Annotated in this window: 25 protein-coding genes; all 25 read left to right on the forward strand. The window is 40.4% G+C overall.

All coding sequences use genetic code 11. The annotated features are described in order from the left end of the window. Positions 1-37: 37 nt before the first annotated feature. The 25 genes from HCJ30_RS02365 (at position 38) to HCJ30_RS02485 (ending at position 23,855) form a co-directional block, all read left to right on the forward strand. Positions 38-2,113: a flagellar biosynthesis protein FlhA gene (locus tag HCJ30_RS02365; RefSeq protein WP_185390823.1), complete on the forward strand. Its 2,076-nt coding sequence runs from the start codon at positions 38-40 to the stop codon at positions 2,111-2,113. A 21-nt stretch (positions 2,114-2,134) separates the two neighbouring features. After that, positions 2,135-3,358 carry a flagellar biosynthesis GTPase FlhF gene (gene flhF, locus HCJ30_RS02370; RefSeq protein ID WP_185390824.1) on the forward strand — a complete coding sequence of 408 codons (1,224 nt, stop codon included), beginning with the start codon at positions 2,135-2,137 and terminating at the stop codon, positions 3,356-3,358. Beyond that, the gene (locus HCJ30_RS02375; protein ID WP_185390825.1) at positions 3,355-4,134 is read left to right on the forward strand and encodes a flagellar basal-body rod protein FlgG; all 780 of its coding nucleotides are present in this window, start codon (positions 3,355-3,357) and stop codon (positions 4,132-4,134) included. Before flhF ends, HCJ30_RS02375 begins: the two co-directional genes overlap by 4 nt. Before the next feature lie 28 nt (positions 4,135-4,162). After that, entirely contained in the window at positions 4,163-4,951 is a 789-nt protein-coding gene (locus HCJ30_RS02380) for a CheR family methyltransferase (protein WP_185390826.1), read from the forward strand. 24 nt (positions 4,952-4,975) lie between these two features. Then, positions 4,976-5,311: a DUF3964 family protein gene (locus HCJ30_RS02385; RefSeq protein ID WP_185390827.1), complete on the forward strand. Its 336-nt coding sequence runs from the start codon at positions 4,976-4,978 to the stop codon at positions 5,309-5,311. Positions 5,312-5,337: 26 nt separating this feature from the next. Next, a complete protein-coding gene (gene motA, locus HCJ30_RS02390; protein WP_003727207.1) occupies positions 5,338-6,189 on the forward strand; it encodes a flagellar motor stator protein MotA in 852 nt (283 codons plus the stop codon). Continuing rightward, positions 6,149-6,976, forward strand: coding sequence for a flagellar motor protein MotB (locus tag HCJ30_RS02395; RefSeq protein WP_185390828.1), 828 nt, complete (start codon positions 6,149-6,151; stop codon positions 6,974-6,976). The genes motA and HCJ30_RS02395 overlap by 41 nt, the downstream gene beginning before the upstream one ends. Before the next feature lie 9 nt (positions 6,977-6,985). Further along, positions 6,986-7,486, forward strand: a complete 501-nt coding sequence (locus HCJ30_RS02400) for a hypothetical protein (protein ID WP_003721808.1) — start codon at positions 6,986-6,988, stop codon at positions 7,484-7,486. A 22-nt stretch (positions 7,487-7,508) separates the two neighbouring features. Then, on the forward strand, positions 7,509-9,422 hold the full coding sequence (gene gmaR / locus HCJ30_RS02405) for a transcriptional anti-repressor GmaR (RefSeq protein ID WP_185390829.1): 1,914 nt from the start codon (positions 7,509-7,511) through the stop codon (positions 9,420-9,422). Positions 9,423-9,434: 12 nt separating this feature from the next. Next, on the forward strand, positions 9,435-10,343 hold the full coding sequence (locus HCJ30_RS02410; protein WP_003724426.1) for a chemotaxis protein: 909 nt from the start codon (positions 9,435-9,437) through the stop codon (positions 10,341-10,343). 239 nt (positions 10,344-10,582) lie between these two features. Continuing rightward, positions 10,583-11,446 (forward strand): FliC/FljB family flagellin, encoded by an 864-nt coding sequence (locus tag HCJ30_RS02415; protein ID WP_003738355.1) that lies wholly within the window; start codon positions 10,583-10,585, stop codon positions 11,444-11,446. Between the two features lie 274 nt (positions 11,447-11,720). Next, a complete protein-coding gene (locus tag HCJ30_RS02420) occupies positions 11,721-12,080 on the forward strand; it encodes a response regulator (protein WP_003721812.1) in 360 nt (119 codons plus the stop codon). 19 nt (positions 12,081-12,099) lie between these two features. After that, entirely contained in the window at positions 12,100-13,956 is a 1,857-nt protein-coding gene (locus tag HCJ30_RS02425) for a chemotaxis protein CheA (protein WP_185390830.1), read from the forward strand. Positions 13,957-13,968: 12 nt separating this feature from the next. Continuing rightward, the gene (locus tag HCJ30_RS02430) at positions 13,969-14,268 is read left to right on the forward strand and encodes a FliM/FliN family flagellar motor switch protein (protein WP_185390831.1); all 300 of its coding nucleotides are present in this window, start codon (positions 13,969-13,971) and stop codon (positions 14,266-14,268) included. Positions 14,269-14,286: 18 nt separating this feature from the next. Then, entirely contained in the window at positions 14,287-14,697 is a 411-nt protein-coding gene (locus tag HCJ30_RS02435; RefSeq protein ID WP_070223336.1) for a hypothetical protein, read from the forward strand. Positions 14,698-14,712: 15 nt separating this feature from the next. Continuing rightward, a complete protein-coding gene (gene fliK, locus HCJ30_RS02440; RefSeq protein WP_185390832.1) occupies positions 14,713-15,759 on the forward strand; it encodes a flagellar hook-length control protein FliK in 1,047 nt (348 codons plus the stop codon). Position 15,760: 1 nt separating this feature from the next. After that, complete coding sequence (locus tag HCJ30_RS02445) at positions 15,761-16,183, forward strand: flagellar hook assembly protein FlgD (protein ID WP_185390833.1); 423 nt, start codon at positions 15,761-15,763, stop codon at positions 16,181-16,183. 19 nt (positions 16,184-16,202) lie between these two features. Continuing rightward, a complete protein-coding gene (gene flgE, locus HCJ30_RS02450) occupies positions 16,203-17,438 on the forward strand; it encodes a flagellar hook protein FlgE (protein WP_185390834.1) in 1,236 nt (411 codons plus the stop codon). 13 nt (positions 17,439-17,451) lie between these two features. Then, positions 17,452-17,688, forward strand: a complete 237-nt coding sequence (locus HCJ30_RS02455) for a flagellar motor switch protein FliN (RefSeq protein ID WP_003721819.1) — start codon at positions 17,452-17,454, stop codon at positions 17,686-17,688. Between the two features lie 20 nt (positions 17,689-17,708). Continuing rightward, positions 17,709-18,701, forward strand: coding sequence for a flagellar motor switch protein FliM (gene fliM, locus HCJ30_RS02460; RefSeq protein ID WP_003721820.1), 993 nt, complete (start codon positions 17,709-17,711; stop codon positions 18,699-18,701). A gap of 2 nt (positions 18,702-18,703) precedes the next feature. After that, a complete protein-coding gene (locus tag HCJ30_RS02465; protein WP_185390835.1) occupies positions 18,704-20,248 on the forward strand; it encodes a flagellar motor switch protein in 1,545 nt (514 codons plus the stop codon). Between the two features lie 5 nt (positions 20,249-20,253). Further along, positions 20,254-21,657, forward strand: coding sequence for a hypothetical protein (locus HCJ30_RS02470; RefSeq protein WP_185390836.1), 1,404 nt, complete (start codon positions 20,254-20,256; stop codon positions 21,655-21,657). Between the two features lie 22 nt (positions 21,658-21,679). Then, on the forward strand, positions 21,680-22,846 hold the full coding sequence (locus HCJ30_RS02475) for a hypothetical protein (protein WP_185390837.1): 1,167 nt from the start codon (positions 21,680-21,682) through the stop codon (positions 22,844-22,846). Between the two features lie 106 nt (positions 22,847-22,952). After that, the gene (locus tag HCJ30_RS02480) at positions 22,953-23,417 is read left to right on the forward strand and encodes a YaaR family protein (protein WP_003724438.1); all 465 of its coding nucleotides are present in this window, start codon (positions 22,953-22,955) and stop codon (positions 23,415-23,417) included. A gap of 9 nt (positions 23,418-23,426) precedes the next feature. Continuing rightward, positions 23,427-23,855 carry a Myocilin gene (locus HCJ30_RS02485; RefSeq protein ID WP_185390838.1) on the forward strand — a complete coding sequence of 143 codons (429 nt, stop codon included), beginning with the start codon at positions 23,427-23,429 and terminating at the stop codon, positions 23,853-23,855. Positions 23,856-23,864 lie beyond the last annotated feature (9 nt).

Raw genomic sequence — 23,864 nt, forward strand, 5'->3', positions numbered from 1 at the left:
AGCGACCTTTCTAAATTTAGAAAAGGCAGGTTTCAAAATGGGGAATTTAGGTGCTATAAAAAAATATTTTGCTATCTTGATTGCGGTCTCGTTTGTTATTGCACTTATTGTGCCATTACCTCCATTTGTGTTGGATTTAGTGCTTGTGACGATCTTGGCGTTCTCAGTGTTAGTTTACATGCGTGCCACATCAATTAAAGATTGGAATGAATTGAAGTCATTTCCGTCTTTACTACTTTTGATGGGGATATTTCGGGTTTCGATAAATATTTCGACGACGCGGGCGATTTTAACGACTGGAGATCCGGGGCAAGTAATTAAGCAATTCGGGAACTTTGTTATTGGTAGTAATTTTGTTGTTGGGATTGTTATTTTTATTATTTTAATCGTCTTTCAGTTTATTGTGGCAAATGGTTCTTCGCGGACGGCCGAAGTGGCTGCGAGATTTACGCTGGATGCTTTGCCTGGTAAACAGATGGCGATTGATGCGGATTTGAATCAACGGTTGATTACAGAGCCGGAAGCCAAAGAAAAACGCGCTTACTTGAATATGGAAACCGAATTCTACGGGGCGATGGACGGAGCTGGGAAATTTGTAAAAGGGGACGTTCTTTTTACCGTTTTACTCGCCGTCGTCAATATCGTTTTTGGTTTAATTGTCGGAATGGTCCAAGGTGGGCTTTCGTTCGGGGAAGCTGCGGTGAAATATACGGAGTTAACAATCGGGGACGGCATCGTGAGCCAGATTGGTTCGCTTTTGATGGCGATGTCTGCTGGGGTTATTGTTACTCGGGTATTTGACGGATCGGATGATAACGTTGCGGTCGGGATTTTCAAAGAATTAATGCAAAACTCGGTGGTTGTTTATACGCTTGCCGCGATGTTTGTTTTAATGGGTGTATTTAGCCCGCTGCCAACGATTCCGTTTGTCGGGATTGGCGTTGTACTTGGGATTATCGGCTATCGTACGCAATTCAATTTAAAGAAAAAAGAGCAGCTGGAATTGGAAAAAGAAATGGAATTAATTCAGTCGGAAACGAATTCGGCGGAAGCAGAGCATAACCAAGCTTTTGGCGCGGCACGTGAGAAGTTCCCGGTGGTAGTCGAACTTGGCTTAAACATCGCTGCACTTGTGAAGCAAAAAATGAACGGGGAAACGGCGAAGGATAAAGTCGTCTTGATGCGAAAATCGATTTTACAAGATTTAGGTATTGGGGTTCCGGGGATTAATTTTAAAGATAATACGAGTTTTCAGCCGCGCGGGAAATATGAAATTAAGGTCAAAGGTGTGGCGGTTGCGAGTGGTGTTTTGAAAGCGGGGCATTTGTTGGCTTTGAAAACGCCGGGTGTGATGATGGACCTTGATGCGGAGCCGACCAAGGATCCGATTTTCGGGGAAGATGGTTATTGGATTTTGCCGGGTGAGCTAGAAGATGCGCAGATGAAAAACTATCAAGTGCTCGAGCCGCTGAGTATTTTGATTACGCATTTGGATGTTGTACTGCGGAAGAACTTGCATGAACTACTGATGCGCCAACAAATTAAAGATTTAATTGATGGCCTTGCTGATGAAAACCAAATTTTGATTGATGAAATTAAGAAAAAAGAAATCGATTATTCGCTCATTCAAGGAGTGTTACGTCAGCTCTTGAAAGAAGGGATTTCGGTCCGCGATTTACCAACGATTGTTGAAGGGATTATTGACGGACAAACGATTTATCCAAATGATTTGGATGGCATTACGGCGTTTGTTAGGGAGCGGATTTCGAAAGTTATTTGTGAACAAGCGAAAAACCAAGATGGCAAAATTTACGCGCTACTTTTACAAGATTCGATTGAAATGGATACGGAAATTGTCAACACGCCGTATTATGGCTACGCGCTTAACTGGGCGCTCGACAAGGAACTTCCAATCATCCAAAAAGTAAGGGATACCGTAAATAAAGCGCAACTTACTGGGCGCGAACCTGTCATTTTAACGAGGCGGAAAGATTTTCGGTTTGGCTTTGTACGAGTTTTAGAAAGATATCAATTGGATGTGCCGGTGCTCTCGATTAGTGAACTGTCGCCGGAAACAGAAGTGGAGCAAATCGCACTGATTGAACCAACTTGATGAGGGAGGGAATCCGTAGCAATGGGAAAACATTTAGTAGAAAAGATGGAAATTTTTAAGGGGAACTCCAAGCGAGAAATACATAAAAAAATTCAATTAGTAACGAATGAGCCATATAAAATTACGGACGAACGTGTCACAAAGCTTGGGATTTTTAAGAAACAGTATGAAGTGACGGCGGTCATTATGAGCGAAGTGGCGATTGCGGATGGACGAATGGACTTCCAGGAAACCTTCCAAAAATCCGTCGTGAAACAAAGACCGAAAACAGATGACTTATTGAAAAAGGAAAAACTGTTAGAAATGCTGGCTGCGGGAGCGGAACTGGCGCAATCGACGCCGCTTCTCGAAGAACGGAAAACACAGGAAGAAGAGCTGTCGACAATGCGGCAAGAACTGGCAGCTTTAAACCGGGAGCTGGCTGTGAAAATGCGCGAGGAACGTGAACAGAACAGTGATTTCGTGAAGTTTTTGAAGAGTCGCGGGATTAGTGATACGTATGTGGCGGACTTTATGCAAGCGGGGCGGAAGCAGTTTAAGCAAGTAGAAACGGCACATTTGGATGATATTACGGATTGGTTTGTTCCGTATTTATCGGGAAAATTGGCGGTGGAGGATTCGTTTGATTTAAGCAACCACCGGATTATTTCTTTAATTGGGCAAACGGGGGTTGGGAAAACGACCACGCTTGTGAAACTTGGTTGGCAGCTTTTAAAACAAAACCGCACAGTGGGCTTTATTACAACGGATACTTTCCGGTCAGGCGCGGTTGAGCAGTTTCAAGGCTATGCTGATAAACTCGATGTGGAGCTTATCGTTGCGACAAGCCCAGCGGAACTGGAAGAAGCCGTGCAGTATATGACGTATGTTAATGGAGTCGATCACATTTTGATTGATACGGTTGGGAGAAATTATTTAGCCGAAGAATCAGTGAATGAGATTGCCGCATACACCGATGTGGTGCATCCAGATTTAACGTGTTTTACGTTCTCGTCAGGAATGAAAAGCGCGGATGTGATGACGATTTTACCAAAATTAGCAGAAATTCCAATCGACGGTTTTATTATTACAAAAATGGATGAAACGACGCGGATTGGTGATTTATACACCGTGATGCAAGAAACGAATTTGCCAGTGTTATACATGACAGACGGACAAAATATTACGGAAAATATTTTCAGACCAAAGAGTCGTTGGTTAGCGGAACGGTTTGTTGGAACGGATAGGAGGCAGGTGCTGGAATGAAGGGATTATATATTGGGGCAGCTGGGATGATGAACTATATGCAACATATTCAAGTACATTCGAATAACGTGGCTAACGCGCAGACGCCGGGTTTCAAATTTGATCAGCTTACGAGTGAAGTGATTTCGAGAAACAAAGTGAACTATCAGAATGGGCCTGTCACTAGGCAAGTTGGGACAATTGATTACGGCGTTCGACCTGCTGCGACGCATATTAATTTAACAGCTGGTTCGAGTTACATTACAAACCGCGACCGAGATTTCTTTATGCAAGATACGAATCCAGCACTAGGAAGTAATTTTTTCATCACAGCTAAAAATGGCGAAATTTCGCTTTCACGCGGTGGACAGTTTCATTCCGATCAGTTTGGTTTTCTGCGGACAGCGGATGGTGCCAATTTACTTAGTGCGACTGGAGAGGCGATTCAAGTGGGGCAAAAAACATCTATTCGCGCCGAGGCAAATGGTGATTTATACAATGCGGAAACCAATCAATACTTGGGCCGCCTTGGAACAAAATTTGTTTCAGCCAACCAAGCAGATAGTTTGGTGAAGGATGGGGAAGGTAGACTTCATGTAAATGGCATAAACACAATGAATTTACCAGCTGGACAAGGGATTATCCAAAATGGTGTTATCGAAACGTCGAATGTTGATTTAGGCGTAGAAATGGTGCAACTAATGGATAACCAGCGCATGGTACAAGCTTCGAAAAATGTCGTCAATATGTTTGATAAAGTGTACGACAAAGAAGCAACCGGATTAATTCGTCAGTAACGGCCTAGTTAAGGGGAGGGGAAAAAGAATGATTCCAGATTTGGAGAAGGATTATCTTTACTTTACTCGTGTCGTCAAAAGGGACTTAGGTTTAGATTTAGCGCTTTATAAAGAAACGCAAATGAAACGGCGGATTTTGTCTTTTATTGTGAAGAAGAAATATATTACTTTTGGAGAATTTTTTAAACACCTCAAAAAAGATGCCATGTTGTTGGATGAATTTATTAGTTTGATTACGATTAATGTGTCGTCGTTTTTCCGTAATCGTAATCGCTGGGATGCGCTGGAAAAACAAGTGATTCCAAGGTTGCTGGAAGATAGTCGCGGAAAACTTCGGGTTTGGAGCGCGGCTTGTTCATCGGGCGAGGAACCGTATTCGCTAGCGATTATGATGGAACGCTCAGTCGGTACAAGGCATTATGATATTTTGGCGACAGACCTTGAGCCAGCTATTTTAAAGCGCGCGGTCATTGGGGAATATCAAAGCCGCCAAATGGAAGAGTTGAGCGAACAAGAACGTCATACGGCATTTGTTGAAAAAGGGGATACATATCAGATTTTACCTAAATATCGAAAATCGATTCGTTTTAGACGGCACGATTTACTGACCGATTATTACGAAAAAGGTTTTGATTTAATTGTTTGTCGTAATGTGTTGATTTATTTCACGGCAGAAGGCAAGCATCAAGCATATCAGAAATTTGCAGATTCATTAAGACGTGGCGGCGTTCTTTTCATCGGAGGATCAGAACAGATTTTGAACCCGGCTGATTACGGGCTAGCCACATTAAATAATTTTTTCTACATAAAAACCTAGCAAAAATGGAATGGAGTTGGTTAAATGGGACGAATGGAAAACATTAAAAATTTAGCGTTTTTTGAGGATAAACCTGGACTCGCAGAACAAATTCTCGTGCTTGAAAAGAAAACACAACTTTTCTTACCGAATGAATTTGAAATTAGACAAACAGTTGGCTATCAAATCGGGGATAAAGAAGTCATTTTAGGTCGGCTCGAGTCATTTTATTTTCTCGCTTTAAAAGGTGTCGATGAAGATAACTACCGCTCGCAAGCATTTGCCAGTGAAGCGGATGCTAAAGCGTTTTTCGTTCATTTACCAGAAATGGAAAACGAGTTAGTTGCCTTTTGGTTAAATGAAGTGGAATTAGTTCGCTGAAATAAGTAGGTGGGAGATGAAGTAACGTGGAAATAACAACGATAATAGGACTTGTGTTGGCAGTGATAGTCATTGCAGGTTCATTCATGATTCAAAATATATCACTGGCGATGTTATTTAGCGCTGAAGCTTTAATTGTCATCATTCTTGGGACAATTACGGCTGTTATGATGGCGCACCCATGGAGTGATGTAAAAGTAGTACCGAAACTATTCAAAATTCTTTTCACAAAAGAGAAGATGCCGGACAAAGTAGAAGTACTCGTGCAATACAAAGAATATGCAGACGAAATTAGGCGTAGCGGGGTACTGGCGCTGGAAGATTCTGTCGATGAAATTGAAGATCCATTTATGAAACGAGGCATGCGCTTAGTTGTAGATGGACAATCTTCCCCAGAATTTTTACGGGATGTTTTGGAAGAAGAGGTAGCGAGCATGGAAGAACGCCATGCTGCTTATGCCAAGATTTTTGCATCAGCCGGAGCATATGCGCCGACGCTCGGTGTACTTGGAGCAGCGATGGGACTCATTCATGCGATGGGCGAAATGTCGAACCCAGACAAACTGAGCGAAGCAATAGCCGCGGCGTTTGTTTGTACCATTTTCGGTATTTTTACCGGTTACGTGCTTTGGACACCATTTGCCAATAAATTAAAAGTGAAATCACAAAAAGAAGTGCATTTGAGATATATGATGATTGAGGGAGTCGTCGCGCTTCAAGAACGAAATGCACCACGTGTTGTGGAAGAACGTTTATTATCTTTTTTAAGTCCAAAAGAGAAAGATGTGCTGCGAAATGGAAAAGGGAAGAAAACGAGAGAAGTGGAGGAAATTGAGCGTGGCCAAGCGTCGCAAGAAACCGCAGGAGGAACACGTTGATGAAACGTGGCTAATTCCATATAGTGATTTGCTGACACTTTTACTTGCTCTATTTATCGTTCTGTTTGCCTCCAGTTCAGTTGATGCAAAAAAATTCGAACAAATGGGAAATGCGTTTAAGAAAATTGTGGAGGAAGGCGCGGCAGGCAACCAAGCATATGTATCAAAAGAAAAAGGACCAGATGATCCAAATGTGAATGCAGTCTTGAAGGCGATGGAAGAGCAAGATAAAAAGAAAGAAGCAACCGAACAAGAGAAAGCCAAAAAAGCAGCAGCAGCCTTACTTAAAAAGCAAAATGAAGAAAAGATTGAAGCCTTTAAAAAACAAATTGATAGTTATATAGCAGCAGAGAATTTAGGAACAAAAATGACGACCAAGTATTCGGATGAAGGACTTTTGATTACGATTCGTGATGATATTTTATTCCAGTCGGGTAGTGCAGAATTATCAGCTGGGAAACGCGAAATAGCCAAAGAAATCGGCGAACTTTTTGCGCAAGGTAAGGGAACGATGGAAGGGATTGTTTCTGGACATACGGATAACGTGCCGATAAGTACATCGATTTATTCTTCCAACTGGGAACTAAGTGTCGCCCGTGCCGTTAATTTCATGGAAGCGATCATTCAAGAAAATAGTGAAGTAAACCCCGGCGAGTTTAGTGCTCGTGGCTACGGCGAATTCAGACCCGTCGCCAAAAATGATATCGCAGCAAATCGCGAAAAAAATCGGCGTGTAGAAATCATGGTGCGCCCAATTAATCGCGATACGCTTGATGAAGATGAGTAGGTGAAGAGTTTGCAACTTTTTTTAAGCGGTTCGCATACGTTAACCGATTATGACAAACAAGAAATACAAGCATATCTCGAAAAATTTGCACCAGTGAACCACATTCACTTGCTTTGTTATAAGTCGATTGAAAATGAAGTGTTACAATTTTTTTTGAAAAAAGAGCATCTGGCTCCGCGCTTGTCGATTTACACTTTTGCACCGAAAGAATGTTTGCCAGAGCCGTTTTTATCCGCGATAGATTACTTGGAACGCTTAGGAAGTAGCTATCAATCATTTGGTTATTTTGATACGGTAATTGCCAAGCCGACTTATGAGAAATTCTTAGCACAAATTGTTAGTAAAATGGATTTGGTTTGTTGTTTTTATAACGGGGATAAGCCGACTGATGTGATACCAGTCGATGTTGCGAAAGCGTTCGATGTGCAAAGTATGATTTATGATTTGCCAAAAGCGAAGAAACATCTACTGCACCGTGCGAGTAGCGATAAAATAAAATTAGTGAATTAATTGATAGAAAGAGGGAAGATTCATGCGGCCGTTAATTTCGATTTGTATGATAGTCAAAAATGAAGCACATATTTTAAGACAAAGTTTAGCGTCTTTTAGAAAATTTACGGAAGAAATCATTATTGTAGATACAGGTTCCACTGACGAAACCAAGGAAATCGCGCAAGAATTCACTGATTTTGTCTATGACTTTGAATGGACAGGCAACTTTTCTGATGCAAGAAACTTTGCGGCCAAACATGCAACGGGAAAATGGATTTTAGCGATTGATGCAGATGAATGTTTGGAAGAGGAAAGTTACCGCAAATTAGAAAAACAGTTAAAATCACCAACGGAACCAATTCAAATGGCGCAAATCATTAGCTTTACAGGGGAAAAAGGGCGAGTGACAACAACAAACCAAATGGCGCGAGTTTATAAAAATGACGGCACGATTTGCTTCCGCGGCGTGATCCATGAACAACTAGAAGCAATCGACAAACGCCCGATTGCAGCTGGCGTTGCTGAAGTAAAAATTTATCATTATGGCTATATGTCGGAAATTGTCGAAAAACAAGATAAATCAGACCGTAATTTACGTTTGTTAGAAAAAGAAGTTAAAAATAATAAAAATAGCGGCTTCGTGCATTTTAATATTGGGCAAGAAATGAATCGACTTGGTAATAAAAAAGAAGCGCTTAAAGAATTTTCCGAAGCGTTCCGATTGCGCGACCACAACCACTACATTTGGGCGAAACTAAGCGCTTATCATATTGCTGAGCTACTTGAGCAAGAAAAACGCTATGACGAAAGTTTGGCCATTATCGAAGAAGCAAGAGTCATTTGGCCAAATGTACCTGAATTCCCACTTAAAAAAGCCAATATTTTATATGTGAACCACCAACTCGAGGATGCGAAAGAAATTTATCAAAGTCTGCTAGAAAATACCGCTATTGACTACCAACCAATCGTGTTGTACGAAGCAACCAATTTTATGCCGCACAAAATGCTAGGAACGATTTACTTAGAGGAAAAAGATTATACGCGCGCGATGACTCATTTTTCTAAAGCCTATGCGGAAAACAGTTCCGATTACGGTGTGATGTTCCAAATGATTATGCTGCTTAGCAAGTTCCATCAACCAAAAGAAATTTTCGCTTTTATGGATCGTCATCACTTTATCTCTAGCACGGAAACGGGCTTGCGCTTACTTTCGATGACAACGCAACAAGGTTACGCGGAATTGTCCGAACTCATTGTTCAATCGCTAACCGATGTGTATCCGCCAGTCGCAGAAGCAACCGAAGTGAAAATCGCAACGATCCGCAACGTCTTCCCAGTAATTAGCGAATCTGCTATTTTATTTGGAATTAAAGAAGAGCTAATTGATGCAGCCGACTTATGTTTATGGCATTACGAAAATCCGCAATTACCAATCGAACGCGTCATGAAAAATAGCGATGTTGGCGACATTTACGATTTTATCTTTGAAAATGGTCCGCGAATTAGCAAGAAACGTTATTTATTTGTTTTAGAACGGGCGATTGCACTTGGAAAAGGCGAGTTTGCTGATTACTTATTGGCGCTTCGTCACGTTTACCATGACAGCATTAATAGCCATATTGCGGACTTGTTTTTCCAATATGATTTTGCGGATATCGCGCTCGATTTCTACAATATCGTTGATGCAGACGAAGTGACCAAACAAGGCTATATCAACCTAATTAATTATTTAGTAGATGCTGATGTACTGGATGAGGCGCTTGCGATTGCAGAACGAGGCATCGATAATTTTAGTACTGATTTCCGTTTTTACCTTTGGGCAATCAAAATTGATACCGAAAACCGCGCGAACCGAATCAGCGAGGCAATGGATGAATTTCCGAATAACCGTTATTTAGCAAAACTGTTGGATGAAGTTACGATGTTGCAAGATACAGTTACAAACAATCGATAGGAGGCCAGTAATATGACAGAAGAAAAAGGAATTTTACTACAAAGTGGAACAAATGAACTGGAAATTGTTACATTTACTGTTGGCGAAAACTTATTTTGTATTAACGTTTTAAAAGTGAAAGAAATTATTCATCCGCTTGAAGTGACGCCTGTACCAGATTCGAACCCGGCAATTGAAGGCGTTTCCCAAGTCCGCGGCGAAATCATGCCAGTCGTGAACCTTGCTCGTGTGATGAAATTACCCGAAATCGAACCAGAAAACACGAAATTTATTATTACAGAACTAAACCAAATGAAAATCGTTTTCCGTGTAGATGAGGTTCATCGTATCCAACGTATTTCGTGGGAACAAATTGAAGAACCAGAAAAACTATCGATTGGTTTAGAAGAATTAGCAGTTGGTATCGTGAAACTAGACGGCAATCTAGTGCTATTGCTTGATTATGAAAAAATCATTTATGAAATCAGCGGAAATGCCGATTTTGCTGTTACTGGTGAAGACCGCATGGCACGAAAAGTAAACCGTGAAGAGAAGACAATCTTTATAGCTGAAGACTCACAAATGCTGCGTCAACTGCTTGAAGATACGCTTCATGAGGCCGGTTATACAAATCTGCAGTTCTTTGCAAATGGTCGCGAAGCACAAGAACATATTTTCAAATTGCTCAAAGAACAAAAAGAGCAAACGTTTGAAAATGTTAACTTGTTAATCACGGATATCGAAATGCCGCAAATGGACGGGCATCATTTAACAAAAGTAATTAAAGAAGATGAAATTGGCCGTGAATTGCCAGTTGTTATTTTCTCTTCGTTAATTACAGAAGACCTGGAACATAAAGGCGCGGGTGTCGGAGCTGATGCGCAAGTAAGTAAACCGAATATTCATCAACTGATTAATATTTTAGATGAGCTAGTTTTATAAAATGAAGTGTTTGGACAACTTTTCTGTTCAAACACTTCTTCATTTTATTTTAAAAAAACGATTTACAAAAACGTAAAATTGTTGATATAAAGCCGTTTATTCATTTTTATATAAATAAAAACAACTTATTTTTATATTTTTAACAAAAAACATTTGATTTTTTAAAAAAATGAAGATATAATAAAGCATATAGAGAAGAGCAGTCTTTTCTAAACCGAAAATGTAGGAGGGAAACACAAATGAAAGTAAATACTAATATCATTAGCTTGAAAACACAAGAATATCTTCGTAAAAACAACGAAGGCATGACTCAAGCGCAAGAACGTTTAGCATCTGGTAAACGTATTAACAGTTCTCTTGACGACGCTGCTGGTCTTGCAGTTGTTACTCGTATGAACGTTAAATCTACAGGCTTAGATGCAGCAAGCAAAAACTCATCCATGGGTATTGACTTGTTACAAACAGCGGATTCAGCTCTTAGCTCCATGAGTTCAATCTTGCAACGTATGCGTCAATTAGCAGTACAATCTTCTAACGGTTCATTCAGTGACGAAGATCGTAAACAATATACTGCTGAATTCGGTAGCTTGATCAAAGAACTTGATCACGTTGCTGACACTACTAACTACAACAACATCAAATTACTAGATCAAACTGCTACAAATGCTGCTACTCAAGTAAGCATCCAAGCGTCTGATAAAGCTAATGACTTAATCAATATCGATCTTTTCAATGCGAAAGGTCTTTCTGCTGGAACAATCACTTTAGGTAGTGGTTCTACAGTTGCTGGTTATAGTGCATTATCTGTTGCTGATGCTGATTCTTCTCAAGAAGCAACGGAAGCTATTGATGAATTAATCAATAACATCTCTAACGGTCGTGCGCTTCTAGGTGCTGGTATGAGTCGCCTTAGCTACAATGTATCTAACGTGAACAATCAATCCATCGCAACTAAAGCATCTGCTTCATCCATTGAAGATGCAGATATGGCTGCTGAAATGTCCGAAATGACTAAATACAAAATTCTTACACAAACATCTATCAGCATGCTTTCTCAAGCAAACCAAACACCGCAAATGTTAACTCAATTAATTAACAGCTAATAACATATCAAATTCATTTATCGAACATTGTTTACCCTTAGCCTCTCGTCACCCCGGACGAGGGGCTTTTCTTTTTATTTATAAAAATATTTTTGGATTACAAATAGGGCGCAGCGCCAAAGTTAAGCTGGTTAACTATTTTTTGAATAATTTTATTATAAAAAACGGATATTTTTTAAGAAAAAGGTAGAAATTGTCCTATTTTTATTATAAAATGATATTATGCGATTTTTTTAAAAAATATTTATAGGTATAGGAATGGGAGTTGTATTTTATGTTGAAGTTGTTGATTGTCGACGATGCAATGTTCATGCGTACGATGATTAAGAATATCGTGAAAGATAGCGATTTTGAAGTAGTTGCAGAAGCGGAAAATGGACTGGAAGCAGTGAAAAAGTATGATGAAGTAAAACCGGATATTGTGACACTGGATATTACGATGCCAGAAATGGATGGCTTAGAAGCACTTGCGCAAATTATGGCAAAAGATCCATCGGCAAAAGTAATTATGTGCTCAGCGATGGGGCAACAAGGTATGGTTGTTGATGCCATTAAAAAAGGTGCCAAAGACTTTATCGTAAAACCTTTCCAAGCGGACCGAGTTTTAGAGGCGTTAGAAAAAGCAGCTAAGTAGAGAAATGGAGGTGGATAGCATGACTACAAATATGTTAGACCTGTTTATAGAAGAAGCTTCAGAACATTTACAGGCGCTAAATGATAATCTGTTACAGCTTGAGAAAGACCCGACGAACGGTCAGTTAGTAAGTGAAATTTTCCGTTCAGCACATACGTTTAAAGGGATGTCCGCAACGATGGGCTTCCAGCAGGTGGCTGATTTAACGCATGCAATGGAAAATGTACTAGATGAGGTACGCAATAATCGATTGGCTGTAACAGAACATTTGGTAGACATTATTTTTACATGTACATCTCATTTAGAAACAATGGTTTCGGATATCCAGCACGGCGGACAAGGCGCGGCGGATATTTCGAAAACCGTGGCTGACTTAGAAGCACTTTTACACCCAGAGCAAGAAACCGATTTAGCAGTTGAAAAAACGTATCGTATTGCTATTCAAATTGAAGAAGCAGCTATTTTGAAAGCAGTGCGGGCGGTAATGTGTTTAGAGCGACTTGCGGAAATGGGGATTATTTCAGAAACGACGCCAGACAGAGAAGCGATTGAGCTAGAAGAGTTTGAGCAGTCATTTGAAGTAGTCCTAGAGTCGGCGCAAACGAAAGACGAAATCGAAGCGGTTATTCTCGATATTTCTGAAATCGAAAAAGTGACTGTGACAGAAGAAGTGGAAGAAGTTCAGGTTATTGAACCAATCAAAAAAGCCGCAAAACAAACAACCAAACGATTAGAAAATAAAACCATTCGTGTACAACTTGAAAAAATCGAAAAGCTAATGAACGTTTTTGAAGAAAGCGTCATTGAACGGGCGAGAATTGACGAAATCGCAGAAAAAACCAATAACAAAGAATTGATGGAGCATCTTGGACGATTCAGCTCCATCTCCAAAGAAATTCAAAATGGCTTACTGAACATGCGGATGGTGCCAGTGGACAGTGTTTTCAATCGCTTTCCAAAAATGGTGCGCACGCTAGCCAAAGAATTAGGCAAGAAAATCGATTTAGTGATTGAAGGCGCAGATACGGAAGTCGACAAAATCGTCATTGATGAAATTGGCGATCCACTTGTTCACTTAATCCGTAATTCGGTAGATCACGGCGCTGAAACAGTCGAAGTGAGACGTAAAAACGGGAAAAATGAAACCGCCACAATTAATCTAAAAGCCTTCCATAGTGGTAACAATGTCGTGATTGAAATTGCGGATGACGGTGCGGGAATCAATAAACGTAAAGTTTTAGAAAAAGCGATTGCGAAAAATGTCGTTACAAGAGCAGAATCAACAAAAATGACTGACGCGGAAATTTTTGATTTATTATTTGATTCCGGTTTCAGTACCGCAGATCAAGTATCAGATCTTTCCGGTCGCGGCGTTGGCTTAGACGTAGTTCGTAATACTATTCTTAAAATTGGCGGGAAAATCAGCGTGGAATCAAGCGAAAATGCTGGTTCGACGTTCCGAATTGAAATTCCGCTAACATTATCCATCATCCAGTCGATGCTCGTTGCAACATCGGAACGCCGCTATGCTGTGCCACTTGCGAACGTGGCCGAAGCTATCACAATTAATCCCGCGGACATCCAACACGTTCACGGCAAAGACTTAATCAATTACCGCGAAACAATTATTGAAGTACTCGACTTAGGCGAATGCTTCCACGAAACACCTTTAAAAGACACAGATGAATTACTTTTACTCGTTGTCAAAAATGCCAAGCGTACTTTTGGACTTATTATTAAAGATATTATCGGTCAACGGGAAATCGTTTTAAAAACACTTGGCGGCTTTTTCAGCGAAAGTCAAATTGCCTTTTCAGGGGCAACGATTTTGGGCGATGGCCGTGTCGTATTAATTTTAAATTTAGAAACATTTTAAGGAGGAACCATGATGGAACAAGTATTTCAAGTAGAACTTCCTGAATGGGAACCGAAAGAAACACCCCAAGAAGGACGCGAAAAAGGCTCTATCCGCCAAGTTGATAATATTGGCGTTAATTTAATTGTCCGTCTTGGAAAAAAAGAAATGCCAGTAGGGGAAATTGCCGAGTTAAGCATTGGCGATGTCCTCGAAGTGGAAAAGAAACCTGGCCACAAAGTCGAAATTTTCCTCGATGAAAAGAAAGTCGGCATCGGTGAAGCCATTTTGATGGACGAGAACTTCGGGATCGTTATTTCAGAAATCGACTAAAGAAAGAAGGCAAGTGATTTGAAGCAAGAGGCGTATAACGCAGTGAAAATGAAAGTGGACCAAGAAAAAACGGCCATTTTAAAGGAATTGCAATTATTACTATCCAAACGGGAAAAAGTCGTAGAAAAATTAGCGCACGAAAAAGAAGTCTATTACTCGAGAACGAAAAAAGAAAGACTCCAAGTGGCAGTATTAGCCGGAAGCATGCAACTAGATGCCTTCTCGCCGAGCCGCATTCAACAAATGGAGCGCGAAATTACGCAAATTAGCCAGTACATTAAAAGCAATGAACAAATCTTAGAGCAACTTGAGGAAAAAGGGAAACAGGCCAAAAAAATGTACGATGACACACGAAAAAAATGGCAACAGCTTGAAAATAAAAGAGAAGAACAAACATTACGCGATTTAAAAATGGTGCTATTAAAGTAAAAGGGAGGAAAACGCATGCTAATCCCAGATAATTTGCTACAACCAGTCGTCGGAAAAAAACAGGTCGAACCAAAAGAATCGTTAGCAGAAGAATTAGTAGAACTACCTTTTATTTCACTTTTAATGGAAAATAGCCCTGCGCCGCTCTTAAAGGGAGAAGCGGACAACGCGGAACAAGCTACAACACCGTTAAAAGAAATCGCGCCACCACTCGTTTCAGCCAAACTACTCGACAGCGCCCCAGAAACGAAACTGCAAGAAGCACCACTCGAACTCAAAGAAGTGAAAGAAACACTTGCGGCAATCGCCAAACAAGCAATTGATCAACCCAAAATTGAAAACGCCCCGCAAGCTATAGAAACTCCAGTAACAAATACACCGAAAGAACCCACAAAAAATGCTACCAGAGAGCAACAACCGCCACCAGAACTTATCATACCTACAAAAGACTCACCTAAACTAGCCGAAAATGTTGCGAAAAACCAACCAGCCCTTGCCAAACTCCCTCAAGAAAAAGAAGCCGTGCAACTTTTCAAAGCGAGCATTAAAGAGCCAGTAACCGCGAAAGAAGAAGTCGCCGTCAAAAAGCCCGCAGAATCAAGCAACATTTGGCATGACACAACGAAACAGCTCACACCAGCTGCCAAAGTAGAAGTCCCGGTCACGCTGAAACAACTCGATAAAACCATCACCGACCAAATCGAACAGCTGCAAAAATTTCAAGTGAAACAAAATAAAGCCTTTTTCGCTATTCAACCGGAATCACTCGGAAAAGTGGAAGTTTTACTAAAAAAAATGCCCGATAAAATTTTTGTACATATCGAATATCAGGAACAAACGGCGAAACAAAAACTCGAACAGATGGCGCAAGATTTACATAATCGCTTCCGAGATCGCGGTGTAGAAGTTGCCGTGACAATGACCGAAAAACAAGCACCGAAAGAGCATAACCAAGGCTCGGATGGTCGACACCACGGTGAATCTAAAAAAGAAAAAGAACGCGAAAATCCACATCAGGAAAGAGCTAAACAAGAAGCATTTGATTTAGAGGAGGAGACGTAATTTGGACGGAATTAGTAGTTTATCAGGAGCAGGCCAGAATGCAAATAATGCAGTGACATCCAGCGTATCGAAAACGCTCGGCAAAGATGACTTCATGAAACTATTTTTAACAAGTTTACAATACCAAGATCCATCTAGCCCGCTTGATACGAATGAAATGATGTCGCAAATGGCGCAACTTTCCTTAATGGAGCAAGTAGCCAATATGACAACGGCCGTAGATAAGCTTTCTGAACAAGCGCAAAACTCTGCCTTGCAATCCGCGGTTAATTTCATCGGTAAGGATATAAAAGGTGTTTCTCTAAACGGCGAAGTAATTAGCGGCAAAGTCGAAAGCGTGCAACAAACAACAAACGGCGTCATGCTGAAATTAAAAGATAACGATAGCCTCGTGCCAATGACATATGTAACAGAAATTAATTAAAAATTTGGGAGTGTGAATTATGAATCAAACTATGTATACAGCTATTTCTGGGATGAATGCGTTCCAACAAGCATTATCAGTAACATCAAATAATATTGCCAATGCCAACACGACAGGATACAAAAAACAAAGCGTCGTTTTCAATGATTTACTTTACCAAAACACAATGGGATCTGTTGCAGGCGGACTTTATGCTGGAACAAACCCAATGAGTTTCGGTTCCGGTTCGAAAATTGGTGCGATTTTAACCGATTATACAGCTGGCTCGCCGACATCTACTGGCAGAAACAAAGACGCAGCATTACAAGGTCGCGGTTTTTTCATTGCTGGTGATAACGCAGGCGGCAATATCGTTTACACACGTGATGGTAGCTTTGCCGTTTCCGACAACAATTACTTAACAACCCAACAAGGAAAATACGTAATGGGCTACGCAACAGACAAAAATGGCAACGTTTTAAACGGCAACTTACAACCAATTCAAATCCCGCTAAATAGCGCCATTCCAGGGGAAGCAACAAAAAATGGTAGCCTAAGCGGTAACATCCCGCTTGATTGGGGCGAAAAAGATACGATTTCTTCCGAGCTTTCTGTATACGATAACGCTGGCGGAAAACATAAACTTCAAGTCAACATCAAAGCTGCTACACCAGATGCGAGCGGTAATGTTTCCTACGAATATGAAATTCAAATGGACGGAAAAGCACTTACTCCTCCAGTAATTGGAACGCTAAATTACAATGCGCAAGGCGAGCTAACAAACCCTGACGCACTAAAAAATATCCAAATTAATTCCACAGTAAACGGCAAACAAGTCAATATGGACTTAAACTTAAGTGGCTTAACCAACTACGGAACGAACCAAGTATTCTCACCAACTTCTGACGGAAAAGGCGCTGCAACAGTAAAAGACTACGCAGTAACGGATGCTGGCTACATCGCAGTGAGTTATTCAGACGGTACCGTTATTCCAGTTGCCCAACTCGCGGTTGCAACTTTCTCCAACGAAGACGGCTTAGTTAAAATGGGGAACGGCGAATATCTTCCAGGATTATCTTCCGGAGATGCAGTTTACGGCGTTGCTGGCCAAAATGGCGCTGGCGGAATTAGTGGTTCTTCCCTAGAAGGATCAAACGTAGACTTGTCCCGTGAATTCGTTAACTTAATGACATATCAAAGTGGTTTCCAAGGCAATACAAAAGTTATTCGTGTGGCGGATGACGTGATGAAACAAATTGTGAACTTGATTCAGTAGGGAGTTTAGCTAAATGAAAATTAATCATACTATTCCACTCAGAATCGACTTCGAACTAGGACGCACGAAACAGCCAGTTGGTAGTTTGCTAGATGTAAAAAAAGGGACCGTTTTCCGATTAGAAGATTCCACAGCTAATGTGGTCAAAATTACTATTTCCGGCAAATGCATCGGTTACGGCGAGATTTTGACAAAAGACGGTAAGATGTTTGTCAAAATAACGAAATTAGGAGAGGGAAGTTCTTCATGAGAGCTAGGGAGTGACAAAAAATGAGCGATAAATTAAGTCAAGAACAAATTGACGCCCTGCTTTCGCAAATGAGTGAAGGTAAGGTAGTCGATGAAAGTACGGAAATTGGCGACTTTGGGCGCTTTCATCCCTATGACTTTCATAAACCTGAGAAATTTGGTGCAGAACACCTCGAAAGTTTAAAAACGATTGCATCTGCTTTTACGAAAAAAAGTATGGAGTTTGTTTCCCAGCGTATCCGGATTCCGATTCATACCGAAGCAACTCTTGCAGATCAAGTGTCTTTTGCGAGTGGCTACATTGAAACAATGCCGAACGATAGTTATATTTTCTGCATTATCGACCTTGGTAATCCGGAGCTCGGTCAAATTATTATCGAACTCGATTTAGCTTATATCATTTATATTCATGAATGTTTATCTGGCGGGAATCCAAAACGAAAATTAAGCGAGCGCAGACTGTTATCCGTTTTTGAAGAGTTGACGTTGAAATCTATTTTAGAGAAATTTTGTGAGGCACTTAAAGATAGCTTTAAATCGGTGCATCCAATCTCACCAGAAATCGTTAATATCGAAACCAACCCAGCACTTCTGCGCGTGACATCACCAAACGACATGATGGCGCTTGTCAGTGTCGATATTAAGTCTGAGTTCTGGATTAGTACAATGCGCATTGGCGTGCCATTTTTCTCGGTGGAAGAGATTATGAACAAACTGGAAAATGTCGTCGAATATACATTTGATAAACGGCGGAATTTTGATGCGGAAGTCGAGCAAGAATTGCATCAAGTCGAAAAAGAAGCGCGCATTCGTGTGGGTGAAATTAAAACAACGTGGAAAGAGCTCAACAAGCTTGAAGTAGGCGACGTCCTTCTAACAGAAACACACATACGCGATACACTCAAAGGCTATGTCACCGAAAAATGGAAATTTGAATGTTATATGGGAAAAAGTGGTAACCAAAAAGCCGTTAAATTTATGCGTCATACAGGGCGGACAGAGCAGGAGAGGTAGAAGTGGAGCAATTACTAGAGAAAAATATCACGCAAATGGAACTAGATGTGATAGGAGAAATCGCCAATATTTCGTTTGGCTCAGCTTCTACGGTCTTATCTGATTTACTACACCAACAAGTCACCATTTCAACACCAAAAGTGGAGATTGTTGATTTATATAATACGAAAGACATTGATATTCCACATGTCGTGTTAGAAGTGAATTTCCATAAAGGAATCGAAATGCGGAATTTATTTGTTCTGCAATCAGAAGTGGCTGCGGCTATCGCGGACTTAATGATGATGGGCGATGGCAACATTGATCCGAACGAAGAACTTTCGGAACTTCATCTCAGCGCCGTGCAAGAAGCGATGAATCAAATGATGGGACATTCCGCCACCGCAATGAGCAATATGTTTGGCGAAATGATTGATATTACGACACCAGACATTAAAGTCATCGCGCTAAAAGAGCAATTAGAAGATACGAACGACCAAACGATGATAAAAGTAGGCTTTGATTTAATTATCGGCGACTTAATTACATCGAATTTAATGCAACTCATTCCCGTTGATAAAGGACGTGAACTTGCGAAAAGATTGCTTGGTGATACCGTTCCAGAGCCAGAGCCTGTCAAAGAAGAAATCAGTTTAACTGCCGAAGAATTAGATGTCTTTTTAGAAGTTTGCAATATCGGCATCGGTTCGGCTTCAACGGTTTTATCCAAGTTACTTAACCGAAAAGTTTCACTATCAGTCCCGACCGCACGCGTAATTGACAGTAAAGAGTTCGAGTTTAATGAACGTCCTTGCCTAGTAACGAGTGTGGAATTTGTCGAAGGGCTGCGCTCAAGCAATACCTTTATCATTAGCAAAAATGCGGCTTTAATCATGGCTGACTTGATGATGATGGGGGACGGCGTGGTTCAAGAATCCGCAGAGCTGACTGAACTGGAAGTAAGTGCCGTACAGGAGTTAATGAACCAAATGATGGGCTTCTCGGCAACAGCAATGTCAGAAATGCTCGGAACAAAAATTGATATTAGCCCGCCAACGATGGAATTCTGCAATTTTGGCGATACGATGATTCAAAAAAACATCGAGGAAGGGAAAACCGTCGAAGTTATTTTCCCACTTGAAGTAGAAGGTTTACTAAAAACACCAATGTACCAAATTTTTAATCCAGCAGCGGCTAAAGAAATGGCGCAATTAATGCTCGCGATTCAAGCTAAAGAAGTTGCAGAGAAAGAAACACCGCCAGCAGAAATAATCGAGCCTGAAAAACCAGCCGAACCAGTGCAACCAATCGTTGTGGAAGAGAAAGAAACACTTTCTGAAATGGAACAAATTTTGGAAGATATTCCGGTAACTTTGGAAGTGGTATTCGGCACAGCAAAAGTAAAACTGGAAAAATTTATTTCATGGTGTGAAAAAGACGTGATTATCTTGAAAGAAAGCATGAATGAACCTCTTGTCTTAGCGCTGAATGGCGTGACGATTGGCAAAGGAATTTTAGTGCGCGTAGATGATCATTTTGGCATACAAATGACTGAGTTAGTAAGGTGAAAAATGTGCGGAAACTTGGACTGATGACAATTTTATTTTGGATGTTTTTTTCGATTCAAGCTTTTGCAGCAGACCAGGAACTTCCAACGATTTCGCTTGAAAAGGAACAGCGTGTTTTTTCGTCGGGTGAAGTGATTTCGTTTCATATTGAAAATGCGGCAAATCTAAAAATTGTTTTGGTGAATGAACATGGACAGAAAAGGTTGCTGGATGGCGAGGCGTATACGGTAACGGACTGGGATTTGGACGGGAATTACCGAGCTGAAATTTTTAAGGCGGGGAGCGTGGAACCGGTTGTGACTGTGGCTGATTTATTTGAAGTGAAACAGCGCGGAGAAGTTGCAAAAGATGAAACGGCGCCTAGTTTGAAAAAATTGGAAATAGCGCACGATGATGATGTTTTATTAACGGGTGTGCTTTCTGTGTCAGCTGATTTGGTTGACGCGGAATCTGGTGTGAAACAAGCGATATTGTTGATCCACAGCGAATCTCATGAGTCAGAAATCGAACTTGTTCAAAATGGCTGGACAGGAAGATTTGACGGTGAAGTAACGTTAGAAAAATTTCGGCCAGGAGAGCAACTCAGTTTTCAATTGAAATTAGTTGATTTTGCGGAGAATGAAACTACGCTTGATTTAGAAAATAGCGTGTTCATATACCAACCGAAAGCGTCTGTTTTGCGTTATGACGGCAGCGAAATAACGAATATGCAGAAAAAAATCGTCCAAGCTGGCCAGCAAATCGAACTAACTCTCGACAAATATACAACGGAATTTCCTAAGCTCGAAACAGCAAACGGCGAGACAATCCCGCTAAAATGGCAAAAAACAGCGACCGAATGGACAGGAAGCCTCACTTTGCCAGCAGAGCTATCAGGTGAAATCGTCCGAATTCAAGGAATGAGTCAAGCGATGCTCATCCGTTCCACGAGTGAACCTTTTGGCGAAATTCAGCTCGTAAAGAACACCATTTTAACAGGTATCATTCATCCCGATTTTGCCTTAATTTCTTCCTTATATATCGAAGTGAATGGTCAAAAAATCCCTGTTAAGCGCACAGGAAACAGCTTCACAAGCGCAGAAATCACGACAACTGGAAAAGTCACACTGCACTGGACGGACTGGGATGGTCAAATTTATTCTGAACAAATCAGCCAAGAAATCACACCCGTAATACCGGCACCCGACAAAGAAATAATCGCACCACCATCCGCAATACCAAACGAAAAAGAACCAATACTAACGACACCAGAAGCCAAACCATCTGTTGAGACAAGCGAAAATACTTCTAAAAAGCAGGCAAAGAAAGAAACCTCAACTAAAAACAAATCAAGCAGTATCCCGTTTTGGATTCCAGCGCTCATGATTATTGGCGTTATTATTTTTTCGGGTAATAGAGCAATGAAATAAAAGCAGAAGTGAGGTGGACGGAATGAAAATAGATGGCATTCAAGAATCCGCAGAAAATCGTAATCAACTAGAACGGGAACTCATTAAACAAAATCCAACTATAAAAGAAGGCACAGTCAAAGCGCAAATGAACACAGAAGTCGCGGTACCAAAAACGCCGCCAGTATCCTTTTCTTTTAAAGAATTAAGCAGCTTACAACTAAACGGAACAAGTACAGCGAGCCTAGAATTATATATGAAACTAATGATGAACAATGCTAAAAAAGCGAATGATTTAATCTTTTACGTGATGCGGGCGGGAATAAAAAATCCAACTGATTCTACTAAATGGCAAACAGTCAGAAGCGAGATTAGTAGCCAATTAAGTACGATTCTAATGAAACAACATAATTTTGAAGCGTACTTTTCTGAAAATCCAGCGAATCAAAAATTATTTTTAGCCAATCAAAAAATTATGAACGAAATCTCCTTTTTACTGAAAATGTTGCCAACTTTAACTTTTGAAACAACCGGGAAATACGATTTCTTACGGATGATGCAAATTGCTTCGGGCAACATGGAAACAGGTATCCAAATGATGCGTGAATTCCAAGGGCATATCGAACATGCGACAAGACTAGACCCAATTGTTGACGCCAGACAAGAAACGAACTGGATGATCAAGGTATTACGCGAATTTGGTAATATGTTCCAATCGCGCCACTTATTACCATATGAATTACAAGCAGAAAACATCAACATCTGGAAATTAGGTAGCGAATACTTAAAATTAATGAACCAACTTCTACCTCAAATTGGCGCGTTTCCAAACGGGAATATCAAAATTTTTCACCAACAAGCGACCAAGCCATTAACCGAACTTTTCCAAGAACTGCAACGATTAGCAGACGGCCAAATGACGCAAGGTGGAATCGCTGTTATTTTAGACCGGATGCAAGGCCAACTCACACGACTCGCACAACTGTTTCAAAAAATGGAAATCGAAGCTGGTTTTACAGATGCAGAACGAATTTTAGGTAGTGTAGATGCCGAATTTGCGAGCGATATGACAAAAATGATGCTACTCGCACAACAAGAAATGTCATTTTTTGATTTATTAGTCAAAGATTTCCGCAGTGTCTCCAAACAACCAATATTTTTCATGATAGTTGCTATATTTATTATTTTATTATTAGTTATTTTATTTTAAAAAAGATATTTTTTGAAAAAATATATACTTTTTCAGGTTGTTTCAGTATAATTAAATAGAAAAATAAGGTTTAGAAAGCGAAAATGAGTTTTTCGGGGGAAAAAGGATGAATAATGTTTCAATTGGCCAAATTTCGCAGTCCAAACAGACGAATGTAGTTAGGGGAATGCAAGAATTAAATCAAACACAACAACTTTATTTTGAACAAATGAAGGCAAACGGCAAGAAACAAACTCCTTCCCTGACTGAAATTAACGAACTAATTACGAATGTAACTGATAAAAAGTCACTCGTTGAAATGGATATGACGGTAGATAACGTGTTGAGCTATAAAAAAGCAGTCCAGACATTTTTGAATTTTTATGTAAATAATGTGATGGATTACGATAATATCGAAAGTCGTCATCCAAAATACGGGTTTTCGCAAAAAATGACGATTTTAAAACAAGTAGAAAAACAAACCAATGAACTTGATGATGTAATGAATTTAATTGATACAAAAACTGGACATTTAGATATGCTAAACCGTATTGGTGAGATTACTGGCATGATTCTCGATGTCGTATTGTAGGTGATGGGAATGCAAAACGAATTAATCAAGCAATTAGAAAGCTTAATCGAAAAAAATGTCGAAGCGACCGAGGAAGCCAATTTATTAGGTGAATTATTGCAAGCGGAAAACTGGATAGAAGCTGAGGAGCACCAACTCGCACTCCAGCGCGAACTTGCCGCTTTACAAAATGAATATCAAGCTTTAAAAACAATCATCGGCGAAGATAGCACGCTTCGAAATCTCCAAAAAACATGGACAGATGCAGAAAACGCCTTGATTGATGAGCGCAAAAAAATGCTACTAGAAAAAGAAAATCTTTTACGAGTGAGTGTTACTGAGAACCAAGTGAGGACGGAAATGCAATTAGCTTTTTCGGAACATATGGTAGACGTTATTACCGGGCATCACGCGGAAACACAAGCCGAAAATAATATGATGATTAACGAGACTTTTTAAGGAAACGGA

Source organism: Listeria cossartiae subsp. cossartiae, from assembly GCF_014224155.1.
GTDB classification, from domain to species: Bacteria; Bacillota; Bacilli; order Lactobacillales; family Listeriaceae; genus Listeria; species Listeria cossartiae.